Below are 13,840 nucleotides of genomic sequence, written 5' to 3'. Positions count from 1 at the left end.
ATGAACGAACAAGAGTTTTCATTGTCGTGCCCGATTCCAATAACAAACTACCCTAATGTTATGATGGCTCATGGCGGCGGCGGAAAACTTATGCAACAGCTGATAGAAAAGATGTTTATAACTGCTTTTGGAAATTCATTCTTAGAGCAGAGAACCGATTCGGTATTATTAAATCTTGATAAAAATAAAATTGCTTTTACCACTGATTCATATGTAGTAAAGCCGTTGTTTTTTCCCGGAGGTGATATAGGAAGTCTTGCAGTAAACGGAACAGTGAATGATTTATCTATGTCGGGAGCTAAGCCTATGTATATAAGTCTTGGAATGATAATTGAAGAGGGTTTACCAATGGAAACTCTTTGGCAAATTGTTAACTCATTAAAAATAAATTGTGATTTAGCCGGAGTAAATATTGTAACCGGTGATACAAAAGTTGTGGATAAAGGAAAAGGCGACGGAATATTTATTAACACCAGTGGTATAGGGATTATCGAGCACGATTTTACGATTGCTCCTTCATCAATCCATGAAGGGGATTTAATTTTTATCAATGGCGATATAGGCAGGCACGGAATTGCAATAATGGCAACCAGGGAGAATTTAGAATTTGAAACAGTTATAGAAAGTGATTGCGCTCCGTTAAATCATGTTGTTCAAGATTTGCTTAGCAGTGGTATAGAAATTCATTGTATGCGTGATTTAACTCGCGGAGGACTTGTAAGCGGACTTGTAGAACTTTCCAACTCAAGCGGGTATGAATTTGTTGTAAACGAGAAAGATGTTCCTGTCAGAGAGGATGTAAACGGGGCTTGCGAGCTAATGGGCTTTGACCCTATGTTCGTAGCTAATGAAGGCAGATTTATTTCTTTTATACCTGAGAAATATGCTGATGCAGCTTTACAAATTTTAAACAAGCACGGGGAAGGAAAAATTATCGGAAGAGTTGAGAAAAAAAATAATGAAGGGGTTACTTTAATTAGCCGCATAGGTACAAAAAGAATTCTTGATATGATTTCAGGGGAACAGCTTCCCAGAATTTGTTAAAAAATTTTACACACTATTATTAAATGAGAAAACTTTCCCACGAAGAAATTAAAAAAGAGCGTAAAGAACTTTCCAATATTCACGAGTACAAACGCGCGCCAATCTATGTAGTTTGCGATAATATACGAAGCATCTTTAATGTAGGAGCTATATTCAGGACTTCCGACGGCGCCTTCATTGAGAAGCTTTACCTTACAGGATATACTCCTTATCCTCCGAGAAAAGAAATCGAAAAGGTTGCGCTTGGCGCTACGCTTACTGTTCCATGGGAATATCATAAGGACCCTGTTGAAATCGTAAAGAATCTTAAGGCTGAAGGCATTAAGATTGCCGTGCTTGAACTGACCGATTCCAAAAATTATTTCTGGAATGTAAAACTAGATGACTTTCCTCTATGCCTCGTCCTCGGCAATGAGATTACCGGCGTATCCAAAGAGATTATAGATATGGCTGACCTCTCTTTTGAGCTGCCTATGCTCGGAATGAAGCAGAGTCTGAACGTTTCTGTCGCCTATGGTGTAGCCGTTTATGAAATGGTGAAAAAGTGGAATTTTGAGCCGGAATAGCAAAAGTTTCGCGAATATTTTTTACGGCGAAATAAATTTATGTTAATTCTGATACTTATTTCCACATTATGTAAAGTTGATTTTATCTTCTTGTTTTATTATATAATTATTTGAACGCAATCCTGCAATTTTTTTCACCAATTTAAAATTTCGAGTCGTCTATACTATCTATCAATTCTTCCATCTTCTCAGCCATTTCTTTTACTGTCTCTTCTTCGAACGGATTTTTTAATCCGGCAATTTTCAACGATTGCGAAAAATTATACTTCCCTCCAAGCTTACAGAAATCAATATACTTCCTCATTGCGCTTTCATGATTTTCTTTTTTCAAAAATAAAAACTGGTAAGCTACCATCTGCGCCAGCGCATACTCGATAGAATACATAGGATGCGATACAAACAATTCTCTGTTGAGCCAGGACATTCCTTCGTTCAGATATTTATTATCACTTCCTTTAAATTCAGTTCCATATTTTTTTTGTAACATTTTCCATTCGCTGCATCGCTGCTCAAATGTCAATTCAGGATAAGAATAAATCATCTCCTGAAATTCATCTGCCTTCGCAAGATGAGGAAGCATATTCACAGATGACTCAAAATGTCCAAAAATATATTTTTCTGTATCCTCTTCAAAAAATAAATTCATATAATCATGAGTTAAAAATTCCATACTCATGGAATGTATCTCTGATAAATCTGAAGATGTATTTATTTCATCCATCAAAGAAAAATTCCTGCAAAGGTAACTTTGCAATGCATGACCTGCTTCATGTGTAAAAAGATAAACATCAAATGAACTGCCGTTCATATTCCCATTTATAAACGGATACTTGTATTTATAAAAATAAGTTGCATATCCGCCGCTGCCGCCTTTACCTTTCCTTGAATCCAGATCAAACAACTCATATTCCGTCATAAATTCTATAAACTCTTTTGTTTCCGGAGACAGCTCAGAGTACATTTTTACTCCCTGCTGCACAATCCAGTCAGGGTTTCCTTTTGGTTTAGGATTTCCGGATTTGAATTTCAGCGGTGAATCGTAATATAAAACTTCATCAAGGCCAAGTCTTATTCTTTTTCTCTCTTTTAATTTTATTGATAACGGCACAAAGTATTTATGAATATTATCCCTGAACTTTTTTACATCTTCCTGAGAAAATGATTTTTCCATTCTCAGGTAAGCAAGTTCAACAAAATTTTTGAATCCAAGCGCACGTGCCATACTTGTTCTTATTTTTATAACATCATCGAATATTTTATTCACGCGGTCAACTTTACTTTCCTGAAAATTTAAAACTGCTTCGTTGGCTTCTTTTCGTACAGCTCTGTCAGAAGAGATTAAAAATTTATTCATTGAATTGACAGTTCTTTCCTGACCTGCATAATTTAAAGTCCCTTCAGCCTTCATTTTATAATACTCTGTTTCAAGGGCAGCCTCCTGCCTGAATTCTTCTGCGATAGCATCGGAAAAAGTAAGCAGCCCGCGTTTAGCGTTATCAATAATAAAATTGCCGTATTTTTTTGAATACTCTTTAAGAAATTTTGAAGAGGTGAAAAGCTTAGCAAAGCGCATAACCAGCTGTTGAAAATCGGGCCGGATATTATCAAAATATTCTTTAAGTTCTTCGTAATCTTTATTATTTACATCCAGGCTATATCTTACGGCGGCAACATTTTCATCACTATAGAAATCCATAATTATTTTATTGATTTCAAAATATAACTTTTCCTGCTCCTCAAAAGAATCACATGCTGCAAACTTAGTTAAAAGTTCTTCAAACTCAATTTTGATCTCATTGATATCGGGCTTGTTATATGGTATTTCTGAAAACTTCATTTATTAAATTTTTTGTTTAAAATTATCTTATTAAAATTTACTATCGTCAATACTTTCCATAAACTTTTCTACTTCCATGATCATCTCAATTATTGTTTCTTCTTCAAAAGGACTTTTCAATCCGGTAATTTTCAGGCTCTCAGAAAATGTATATCTTCCACCCAGCTTACAAAAATCAAGATACTCCCTGAATGTTTTTTTAAAGTTTAATTTACTCCTGAAAAAAAACTGATATGCACAGAACTGAGCAAGAGCATAATCAATATCATAGAAAGGAATTTCGAAAATCAGGCTTCGGTTTTGCCAGGTGTGGCCGCTCTCAAGATATTCATTTCCGTCGTAATCAATAACAGGATTATATTTTTTCTGAAGATTTCTCCAAAGAATATTTCTCTCATCAATTGTCAGTTCAGGTTTTTCATATATTTCATTCTGAAATTCGTTTACAAGCGCAGTTGTAAGACACCCTCTGACAAAACTTTCCTGGTGGCTGTAAAAATATTTATTGACATCTTCGCCGAAAAAAATATGCATGTAATCATATGTTAAGAACTCCATTGCCATAGAGTGAATTTCGCCGACTTCCGGAGTAATGTTTATGAGTTCAGGAATTGCATAATTTCTGCAGAGATATTTTTGCAATGCATGACCTGCTTCATGTGTAAGCACATCTACATCTCCGTCAGTGCCGTTCATATTTGCAAAAATAAAAGGAGATTTATGTTTTTGCAGATAGGCGCAAAACCCTCCTTCCTCTTTTCCTTTTTGAGGATAGATGTTAAGCAGCTCATTATTAATCATAAAATTTATAAACTCGCCTGTCTCCGGTGATAATTCATGATACATCTTTTTTGCCTGCTCCGTTATCCATTCCGGATTTCCTGCCGGCTTAGCATTACCTGATTTAAATCTTAAAGCAGTATCATAATACTTTAACTTATCTATACCGATTCTTGCAGACTGCCTTTGCAATAATTTGAAAGATAAAGGTACAACGTGTTTATGAAGATATGAAGTAAACTTTAAAGCATCCTGGGGAGAGTACTCCTTATCCAGCCTGGCATAAGCCAGCTCAACAAAATTTTTAAAACCTAATTTTTTTGCTAATCTTGTCCTTACTTTTACAATATCATCAAGCAGTTTACAAAATGAATCATTATTTTCTTCAAAAAATTTCCAGTAAACTTCATTGGCTTTTTTCCTAACTTCTCTATCCGTAGAACTTAAATATTCATCAAGCTCACTGAATGTTATTTCTTTCCCGTCAAATTTCACCATTGCCTTACCTCTTAATTCCGAGTAAGCTATTTCAATCCTACTTTCTTCTTTTATATCTTCAGCAACATCATCGGTGTAAAGTTTGAAATCATTCTCCATAGTCCGGGATAAGTTGCTTCCGTATATTTTATCATATTCAGAACGAAATTGTGATTGTAAAAAAAGACCGTCAAACTCTTTTTCAATTGCTGAATACTGCGGTTCTGAATTATCAAAATGAAGATTATTTTTTTTATTTTCCTCACTGTTCATATCCAGGCTATATCTTATCCGTGCAATTCCCCAGAGCGTGCTGTAATCTTTAAAACCTTCGTTGATTTCCAGAAAATATTTATGCTGCTCTTCAAAAGAATTGCTTTCAGAAAATCTTCTAAAGAGTGTCCTGAAGTTTTGTCTGACTATGTTTATATCGGGTATATAAAAAGGAAATTCGGAAAATTTCACGGGATGTTTTTTGGGGTTAAATGATTAATTTCCATAATTTTAACTTAAATATAAAGGGGGTTTATCTGCACCGGGGAAATAATAATGCCTTTTTATAATACATAGTAATATCTATATTTGTTTATATGAAAACATTGATAGAGAGAACTTCATCCGAAAAACTTACCCGCGCATCTGAAATGCTGAAGACGATGGCGCATCCGGTAAGGCTTTCCATAATTGACCTTATCAGAAATAACTCTAAGCTTAGTAATACGGATATTCAAAACAAACTGAACATAGAGCAGCCGATTTTATCACAGCATTTAACATTAATGAGAGATAAAGGAATAATTGATTTTGAGAAAAGCGGAAAGTTCAGCTACTACTATTTAAAGCAAAATGATTTTATGAAAATAATTGACTGCGTTGAAAACTGCTGCAAAAAAATTTAGCAAAACAAAAATGAATTTTGTAAAGAAATATTTTTTAACTATTACAGGTATTGCTGCCGGAGCAATAGGCGGATACCTGTATTACTTTTATATAGGATGCGCATCGGGCACTTGCGCAATAACTTCCAACCCTGTAAACAGTACAATATACGGGGCAGTAATGGGCGGGCTATTATTCAGTATGTTTAAAACAAGCAAAGAAAGGACATCACAAAATGAAAATGGAAATATTTTATGAAGGCAACAAAAAAGTTAACGCAAGCTTTAACGGCTATATAATAAAAACTGACCAGCCGGAGAAATCAGGCGGGGACGGGACGGCTCCTTCACCATTCGATTTATTTTTATCTTCCATCGGCACATGTGCAGGATTTTATGTAAAATCATTCTGCGACCAGAGAAATATTCCTGCTGATAATATAAAAATAGTACAGACGATGGATTTCAACGTTGATACCCATCTGATAAGCAAAATTAATGTAGATATTCAGCTTCCGCCGGAATTCCCTGAAAAATACAGAAGCGCAGTGATTGCATCAGCAAATCTTTGTACAGTTAAAAAGCACCTGGCAAATCCTCCAACATTGGAAGTAACATCTTCAGTAAATGAAAATATTTTAGTAAACTAAAAATTTATTTTATGGAAGCAAACGTAGGCGGTATAGATAAAATTTTAAGAATTAGTTTAGGATTAATTGTCATTCTTACAGGCTGGCTGGTTTTTCATAGCTGGTGGGCTCTTATCGGAATACTTTTTCTTTTTTCAGGCATGGCATCAAAGTGTTTCGTTTATAATTTTTTTGGCTTCAGTACAAAAAAGAAAAAATAAATTAAGCGGTTAAAGTTTTCATTTCCAAAGCATTTAGAACTCCGGCAGTACTTGCAGTATTGTTGAAGAAAATATAAATAGTTTTTACTTTCCGTTTTTTGTTAACAGCTGCGTAGAGTTTCTGAAGCTCTTCATAAGAGTACTTTGAATAAAATATATCCGGATTTCCGTGCAGCCTTATGTACGCTGTATCTGAGTTTATAACAATATCTTCAGGAAGCTTCGGATGGTTAACAGTGCAGAAGATAATTTTATTTTCAGCAAGAGTATCGTAAACTTTTTTATTCCACCACCCTGCATCTCTGAATTCAATTACATTTTTAAATTCGGATCTGAGACTTTTTATCACCTGTTCAAGTCTTTCCTCAGTATATTTATAACTCGGCGGAAACTGAAACAGCGTGCATCCTAATTTCTCTTTTAGTCCATCTTCACAAGCTGAATAAAAATCATCCAGTAATCTATCGCAATCATTTAGCTTTTTCATGTGAGTAATAAGCTTGGGAGCTTTTACGGCGAAGTCAAAACCGCCGGGACTTTTATCATGCCACTTCTTCAGCGTTTCTGTTTTCGGGAAGCGATAGAAAGTTACATTCAACTCCAGTGAATTAAATTTTTCCGAATAATAATTGAAAAATTTGCTTTGCGGGAAATCTTCAGGATAAAAAACCCCTTTCCAATTCCTGTTGTAAAATCCCGAGCAGCCGATTCTCCATTCTTTACTCATAATTTATTTATATAACACCTGGCAGTTATCACAGTAGAAAGTTCTTCGTTTAGTTTTGCCGAGATATTTTTTTATGATAGGAAGATTACATCTAAGGCAGGTCTTTTTTGTATGTACAAGCCAGTGCTTTTTAAGCTCATACTTTCTTTTCCATTCAAGAAACTGAAAGCTATAATTTCTCGCTTCTTTAATTATCTCAGAAATTTTCCTTGCGGGGATCTCACCTATTTTACTTTGCGGATGCACCTTCACCCTATATAAAACTTCGTTCTTTATTATATTTCCAACTCCGGCAAAAATATTCTGGTCAAGTAATCCATCGGTTATTAAAGTATCGGGTATTTCCTTCAGCTTTTTCTTTGCTTGTTTGGCATCCCAATCATCGTTCATTACATCTCCGCTCCAGTCATAAATATCGTCTACATCTCCTTCCAGCATCTTAACTGCGCAAGAGTAAAAATTAATTTCCCCCTTGGAAAATTCTAATCCTAACCGTACGGGCCTTTCTTTACCTTGTTCAATTTTACTGAGCTTTCTTTCATTGATGGTATACGAGCCGAACATCAGCAAATGAATTCTTACAGTAAAGCCCTTAAAACAAATAAGGAAATGCTTTCCCCAGGTTTTAAACTCCAAAACCTTTTTATTCAAAAGCCTTTCCTTATCTATTTTTGTATCTCCGTAAACAGAAATAATTTTTTTGCCTTCAAAAGGTTTAACCGCTTCCTTCAGTAAAACTATTGAAGGACCCTCAGGCATTTTCCTCGTTATCTAAAGTTGCCTGGTCACTCTTATCATTTGCATCATTTTTTACTTCATTCATTGCATTATCCTTAGTCAATTCGTTCTCATCGATATATCTGTCGCTTTTCATAACGTCTTCCATTGTTGTAGGATAGTTATCGCTTTCTTCAAGGTGTCTGTCACTCGTCATGTTTTCTTCCATTGTATCATCGGCTTTTTCTTTCTCAATGAAGCGGTCTGATTTCATGTTATCCTGCATGGTGTCAGGTGCATTTTCGTCTTCAAAAGTTCTATCTGATTTTAATATATCTTCCATAGGAGGATTTCTTTTTTTCTCGTCCATAATAATTAACTTTATTTAATATATAATAAAAATTTTTAGTCTCCCTTATCTTCTTCAAGGTCGTTATGATTATCGCCCCCAAGACTATAATAATTATTTTCTTCATCTTCATCGCCTACGTTTTCAAGGTCGTCATCCAGTTCTGAGCCCGGTACGTCTAAATCACTTCCGGAAACATCTTCGTTGAAGTCCTTTGCATTTCTTTCATTGGGTTTAAGGTTCGGTTCTTTACCTGAAGTTAAATCATCCGGATCAAGTTCTTCCTCTTCTTTAAACTGTTTGTATATATCTTCATCTTTTGGATATGCAGGGTATCCCGGTAAAGCATCTTCATCAGTGGTTACTGTTTTTTTCTTTTCGTCCTTCATAATATTATAATTTAAATGTTAATAAATTACTAAGCAGTTTTTGCTTTAGTTTCAACTTTTTTATCTTTTGATTTTTTCTTAAGCAGTCTTAAAAAACTGTTCTGATTTTTCGGCATCGAATCTCCCAATAAAAATCCAAACGGCTCAAGCGAATCTACTCTGTCAAAAATTACTTTTACCAGAGCTGTAAGCGGAATAGCAAGGAACATACCTGCAATTCCCCATAGGGCTCCTCCTATTAAAACAACTATTACTGAAAAAAGTGCATTAATTTTTACGCGTGATGCCACAATTACCGGCATCAGATAATTATTATCTATAAACTGAACAAGCAGATAAACACCAAGTACAAGTAATGCAGTTGTTGGTGACTTTGTAGCCAGTGCAAGAAGCATAGGAATAGCTGTCGCAATAATACCCCCCAGATAAGGAATAATATTTAATATTCCACCGATAATTCCGATTAGCAGAGCATAATCTACTCCAAGCACAAAAAGTCCCAGAGCATTTAACGCAGAAACAATAACTGCTTCAAGCAAAAGTCCGCTAAGATAACTTTGAACTAACAATCTGGTTTCCACCAAAACCTCACCAACGGATTCCCTGTTTTCGGGGGGAGAAAGCTTTGAAATGAATTCAAGCAGGAGAGGTTTATAATACAAGAACATAAAAATATAAACAGGCAATAATGTGATAACAAGTACGACATCTGTAAAAGTGCTGAGTGTCTGACCTATCAGTACTGATGAACTCGAGCCTAGTTCTGTTTTACCTTTATCAATCCATCCATTAATTGTTTTGTGATCAACATGGAAAGTCCTTGAAATAAAATCAGTTGATTGACCAACCAGCATATTGAATTTTGATTTCAGCTGTGGCAGTACTTCTCCGAAGCTTACTATCTGAGCAGAAATAAAATAAATCAATGCAAGCAGTAACAGTGTTGTTACAAGAAGTACAATTGAAATAGCAACTATCTTATTTACTTTTTTACTTAAAAGATAATTCACTGCCGGGTTCATCAGGATTGCAAGTATAAGAGAATAAATAAGAGGCAGAATTATTGCCTGACCTATGTACAATACAAATATAAAAGCGATTATTCCCAGAATAATCTGAGATATTTTCAGGTAAAAAGGAATTTGTAAGGGTTTGTTCATACCTTCTCTATTCCAATTTTTATACCGCTGTAAATTTTATAATTCCACAATTACAGTTCAATTTTACACTAAAAATAGATTAACTATTTTCTCCTCACGGCTTTACTGTACAAAATACGACAAAGATGTCGGAAAATTTGTCATACTATTTAATGAATACGTTAACTTATCAAAGCATTTCATTACCTTTTAAAATCATAAAATTATTTTGTATTTTATGTAATTATAAACCTCTAGGAAATTTAATCCCCGATTTGACAGAGTCCGAGCTAATAAAAGGTCTTCTTGATAAAAATGAATCTGCTTTCAGATTTCTTATAGATACTTACGGAGACCGTGTCCATAACACCATCCTTTCAATAATACAAAGTAAGGAAGATGCTGAAGATCTGACTCAGGAAGTATTTGTGGAAATTTATAATTCCATTTCAAAGTTCAAAGGCGACTCACAGTTATACACCTGGATTTATAGAATAGCAACAACTAAAGCTCTTGACTTACTCCGTAAACGCAAAGCTAAAAAGCGTTTTGCATTTGTCACATCAATTTTTTCCAATGAAGATGAGGAAATGGAGATAAGTGACTTTAATCATCCGGGAGTAATAATTGAAAATGAAGAAAGAGCAAAAATTTTGTTTAAGGCATTGAACAAACTTTCAGAGAACCAGAGAATCGCATTTACACTAAGCCAGATAGAAAACTTAAGCTACAAAGAAATTTCCGAAGTAATGAAGCTTTCTGTCTCATCAGTTGAATCATTGATCTTCCGAGCGAAGACCAGTCTTAAAAAAATTTTGAAAGATTATTACACTAAAGAATAATCCGTAACAATTTTCTTTTCCCTTCGTTTTAATATTTATGAATAAACGTTCAAAGTACCTTATCTCCCTCGCAAAAAAAGTTTCTGATAGTTATAAATCAAATCCTGATTTTGCAGCTTCAATGGTAACAGGCTCTTCTGCAAAAGGAATTTCCGATATGAATTCCGATGTTGACATGAGCATCTTTTATAAAAAACCTATTTCAAAAAAACATTTTGAAGAAATAAAAAAGAGCGCGATTGATTCCGGCGGCGGATTTTATCACGGTGACCACAAAAACGGTTTCGCAGTTTACCATATTATCGATGGTGTAAAAGTTGATACCGGACACGGTACAATAACAAACCATGAAAAAATGATAAAGGCTTTTTTAAAAAATCCTACACTTGATTACAACCATCAGATAATTGCATCAGGGACTTTATTTGCAATTCCGCTTTATGGAAAACAGTTTATAAACAAATGGAAGAAATGGTATTCAAACTATCCGGAGAAACTTGAAGACCTGATGATAAAAGAAAATTTAAGATTTCATTCTAAATGGGTGTTGGAAAAAATGGGACTTGAAAGGAATGAATCTGTTTTTGTAACAGAGACAATTCTAAAATCGCTTGAAAATTCTGTGAAAGTTTTGTGCGGACTTAACAATGAATATCATCCCGGAAAATTGAAAGGGATGAATTATACAATTAAAAATTTAAAGCATAAGCCGAAAAATTTAAAATATTGCGTTAATAGTATTTTTAAAATCCCGCAGGAAAAAGCAGTTAAAGAAGTTAATAAACTGGTTAAAGAAACTGTAAAATTGGTTGAGAAGTACAGACCTGACGTGGATACTAAAAGGGTTAACTGGCTTTACAACTGGGAAGGATAGGGATGAGTTATAAATTATGAATTATGAATTATGAATTATGAATTATGAAAAAATAATCATATTCCCCCTTATTCATTATAAGGGAGAATATGATTTAAAAATTATTTTACTAAAATCATTTTCTTTGTTTCAACAAAATCATCAGTAATTAATTTATAGAAATATATTCCGCTTGAAAGCGATGCTCCGTTGAATGAAACATTATAACTTCCCTGCTGCTTAAATTCATTTACTAATTCTTTTACTTCTCTGCCAAGCATATCATATACTACAATTTTTACAAGTCCGTTTTTAGGAATTGAGAACTGAATTTTTGTTTCAGGATTGAACGGGTTAGGGTAATTTTGAGAGAGAAAATATTTATCGGCTGTTAATGAATTATTATTACCTATTAAGACTGTTCCGCCGGTTGTGGTTTTTAAAATTGTGCCGTCTCTTCCAATAATATATCCAATATCGGAATTCAAGAAAGAAATTTTATTATAGCCGGATGTCATATTAATTCCCGGATTTTGAACCTCCCAGGTAATTCCTCCGTTTCTCGTTCTATAAAATTTCTCGACTGATACATTATATATATTCATCTCATCAATCATGTAAATTTGTTCCGGAGAACTGCTCAGATAATTTTTTAGTATCCATGTTGCACCGCCGTCTATTGTTTTCATAAACCTGTTAGAGTCTATGGATGCATATCCGGTATTATCGTTAATAAAATCTATATGGTATATCTTTTGTGTATTTATATTTGTGTTCAAGCTTATCCAGTTATTTCCGCCGTTTGATGTTTTTCTTAATTCATAACTATAAGTAGTTTGTCCGAATTGTGAGCTGGTTGATGCGGCCAAAATATAATAACCTGTACTTTGTGATGTCATTTTAAAATCGACAATGCTTTGAGAACTATAATATGTGCCCGAGCCTGAACTATAGGATGAAACTCCCGAAGAATGCCAGTTATATCCTCCATCTGTTGTGAACAAAATTTGTCTGCTGCTCCACTGCATTCCGGAATTAGCTATAGTTAAATATGCAAAATTATCAGTAAGAAAATGCATATTTGAAATTTCAAAATATTGTCCCTGATAGTAAGGAGATAAATTACTGATTGTATCCCAGGAAGCTCCTGCATTTTGTGTTCTGCATATTTTTTTTCCAATAGCTGCATAACCGTTATTCATATCTTTAAAATAGACGGCTGCTGTAGAAGCTCCCCAGTTTTCTTTTGATAAACTTACTCCTCCATTAGTGCTTTTTATTACATAATTACTGTCTGCAAAAATATAAAAGTTATTATAATCAAATATTTTTATATCGGTAAGATTTTGTCTTATAGAGTTTTTGAATACATCCTCTATTTGATTCCAGTTATTGTTTATTTTGTAAAGCCCTCTTTGAAAATCGCCGGCTGAAAAAATAATATCTCCTGATGTATTGGTAAAAATATTACCATTTGCAGGAAGGTCTTTTTCAGACCAAGTCAAACCGCCATCAGTTGTATATTTTGCTTTATTTCCGTAATGAGTAACTATAAAATTATTTTGATTTATTACCGAAAGATTTCCGGCAGAAGCATTTGCATCTAAAAGTGTAACCCATGTGCTGCCAAAATCTGTTGATTTTATTAATCCGGCAGAATATGTCATTGCAAGAATACTTCCATCGTTCAATTTTTCAAATTGTTTTATATCAAAAGGAACGGAGTATGAATAAGTCCATGAAGCTCCGCCGTCAGTCGTCTTCAGAATCTGGCTGGACTGGTTATTTCCCATGTAATCATTTCTAAATCCTGTTTCAGCATTAATAAAAAAGATTTTATTAGTCATAGAGGAAAAGGAATAAATTTCGTTCCAGCTCTCTCCTGCGTCAGTTGTTTTTAAAAGTTTTGTCTGACCTTTCGTTAGCAAAAAACCGGTGTTTGCATTTATAAAAGAAACTGAACCTACATAACTTTGATCGCCGGTCGAATAGATTTTTTGCCATGTATCGCCCGCATTAGAAGTTTTATAAACTCCAATATATTCACCGCACATAACACCGTTTTGTTCATTGAAAAACTGTAAATCTGAGAAACCGTTGTATGTATCAACAATATTAGATTTCCAAACCCAGCTGACACCTTTATCGGTACTTTTAGCTATACCATTAAATCCGCCGCATAAATATATAGTATTATTATTGACGAATTGACCATCCAAATAATAATATGACCGGTAATCATTTATTGATACCCATCCCGTCTGGGGATAGGAAAGATTTGTAAGTAGTAGAGATAAAAAAAGAATTAAAACCGGGGTAAGTTTTAGAGGTTTCATGAGCAGAATATTTGTTATTTAAAGTTAATAAAATAATAATTAAAACAAAATAACCT

General features: G+C 34.1%; 16 protein-coding genes. 8 read left to right on the top strand and 8 right to left on the bottom strand.

Annotated features, from left to right (window positions below; genetic code table 11):
* On the top strand, positions 1-1,044 hold the full coding sequence (gene hypE / locus JST55_12370; GenBank protein ID MBS1494303.1) for a hydrogenase expression/formation protein HypE: 1,044 nt from the start codon (positions 1-3) through the stop codon (positions 1,042-1,044).
* A 23-nt stretch (positions 1,045-1,067) separates the two neighbouring features.
* Positions 1,068-1,610 carry an RNA methyltransferase gene (locus JST55_12365; protein MBS1494302.1) on the top strand — a complete coding sequence of 181 codons (543 nt, stop codon included), beginning with the start codon at positions 1,068-1,070 and terminating at the stop codon, positions 1,608-1,610.
* A gap of 142 nt (positions 1,611-1,752) precedes the next feature.
* Here JST55_12365 and JST55_12360 read toward each other — a convergent pair whose 3' ends face one another.
* Positions 1,753-3,447: a M3 family oligoendopeptidase gene (locus tag JST55_12360; protein MBS1494301.1), complete on the bottom strand. Its 1,695-nt coding sequence runs from the start codon at positions 3,445-3,447 to the stop codon at positions 1,753-1,755.
* 30 nt (positions 3,448-3,477) lie between these two features.
* Positions 3,478-5,169, bottom strand: a complete 1,692-nt coding sequence (locus tag JST55_12355) for a M3 family oligoendopeptidase (protein ID MBS1494300.1) — start codon at positions 5,167-5,169, stop codon at positions 3,478-3,480.
* Positions 5,170-5,294: 125 nt separating this feature from the next.
* On the opposite strand from JST55_12355, the gene JST55_12350 reads away from it, so the two are divergent.
* Genes JST55_12350 through JST55_12335 form a run of 4 tightly spaced genes read left to right on the top strand, consistent with a single transcriptional unit; the run spans position 5,295 to position 6,432 of the window.
* Positions 5,295-5,603, top strand: a complete 309-nt coding sequence (locus JST55_12350) for a winged helix-turn-helix transcriptional regulator (protein ID MBS1494299.1) — start codon at positions 5,295-5,297, stop codon at positions 5,601-5,603.
* A gap of 10 nt (positions 5,604-5,613) precedes the next feature.
* Complete coding sequence (locus JST55_12345) at positions 5,614-5,841, top strand: hypothetical protein (protein ID MBS1494298.1); 228 nt, start codon at positions 5,614-5,616, stop codon at positions 5,839-5,841.
* Complete coding sequence (locus JST55_12340; GenBank protein MBS1494297.1) at positions 5,819-6,232, top strand: OsmC family protein; 414 nt, start codon at positions 5,819-5,821, stop codon at positions 6,230-6,232. The genes JST55_12345 and JST55_12340 overlap by 23 nt, the downstream gene beginning before the upstream one ends.
* An 11-nt stretch (positions 6,233-6,243) precedes the next feature.
* Positions 6,244-6,432 carry a DUF2892 domain-containing protein gene (locus JST55_12335; GenBank protein MBS1494296.1) on the top strand — a complete coding sequence of 63 codons (189 nt, stop codon included), beginning with the start codon at positions 6,244-6,246 and terminating at the stop codon, positions 6,430-6,432.
* 1 nt (position 6,433) lies between these two features.
* Here the strand turns inward: JST55_12335 and JST55_12330 are convergent, their stop codons facing one another.
* The 5 genes from JST55_12330 to JST55_12310 are packed head-to-tail and all read right to left on the bottom strand — an operon-like array spanning position 6,434 to position 9,774.
* A complete protein-coding gene (locus JST55_12330) occupies positions 6,434-7,159 on the bottom strand; it encodes a DUF72 domain-containing protein (GenBank protein MBS1494295.1) in 726 nt (241 codons plus the stop codon).
* A gap of 3 nt (positions 7,160-7,162) precedes the next feature.
* The gene (locus tag JST55_12325; GenBank protein MBS1494294.1) at positions 7,163-7,918 is read right to left on the bottom strand and encodes an endonuclease; all 756 of its coding nucleotides are present in this window, start codon (positions 7,916-7,918) and stop codon (positions 7,163-7,165) included.
* Positions 7,911-8,246 carry a hypothetical protein gene (locus JST55_12320; GenBank protein ID MBS1494293.1) on the bottom strand — a complete coding sequence of 112 codons (336 nt, stop codon included), beginning with the start codon at positions 8,244-8,246 and terminating at the stop codon, positions 7,911-7,913. The genes JST55_12325 and JST55_12320 overlap by 8 nt, the downstream gene beginning before the upstream one ends.
* A gap of 35 nt (positions 8,247-8,281) precedes the next feature.
* On the bottom strand, positions 8,282-8,614 hold the full coding sequence (locus JST55_12315) for a hypothetical protein (GenBank protein ID MBS1494292.1): 333 nt from the start codon (positions 8,612-8,614) through the stop codon (positions 8,282-8,284).
* 29 nt (positions 8,615-8,643) lie between these two features.
* On the bottom strand, positions 8,644-9,774 hold the full coding sequence (locus JST55_12310; protein MBS1494291.1) for an AI-2E family transporter: 1,131 nt from the start codon (positions 9,772-9,774) through the stop codon (positions 8,644-8,646).
* Between the two features lie 152 nt (positions 9,775-9,926).
* On the opposite strand from JST55_12310, the gene JST55_12305 reads away from it, so the two are divergent.
* Together JST55_12305 and JST55_12300 are read left to right on the top strand one after the other, a co-directional pair.
* A complete protein-coding gene (locus tag JST55_12305; protein ID MBS1494290.1) occupies positions 9,927-10,595 on the top strand; it encodes an RNA polymerase sigma factor in 669 nt (222 codons plus the stop codon).
* A gap of 37 nt (positions 10,596-10,632) precedes the next feature.
* Positions 10,633-11,469, top strand: coding sequence for a hypothetical protein (locus JST55_12300; protein MBS1494289.1), 837 nt, complete (start codon positions 10,633-10,635; stop codon positions 11,467-11,469).
* Between the two features lie 101 nt (positions 11,470-11,570).
* On the opposite strand, the gene JST55_12295 is transcribed toward JST55_12300, so the two are convergent.
* The gene (locus tag JST55_12295; GenBank protein MBS1494288.1) at positions 11,571-13,784 is read right to left on the bottom strand and encodes a T9SS type A sorting domain-containing protein; all 2,214 of its coding nucleotides are present in this window, start codon (positions 13,782-13,784) and stop codon (positions 11,571-11,573) included.
* Between the last annotated feature and the right edge of the window lie 56 nt (positions 13,785-13,840).

This window comes from Bacteroidota bacterium, from assembly GCA_018266835.1.
Taxonomy (GTDB): Bacteria; Bacteroidota; Ignavibacteria; order Tepidaquicellales; family Tepidaquicellaceae; genus JAFDZO01.
This window is presented reverse-complemented; position numbering and strand designations above follow the sequence as displayed.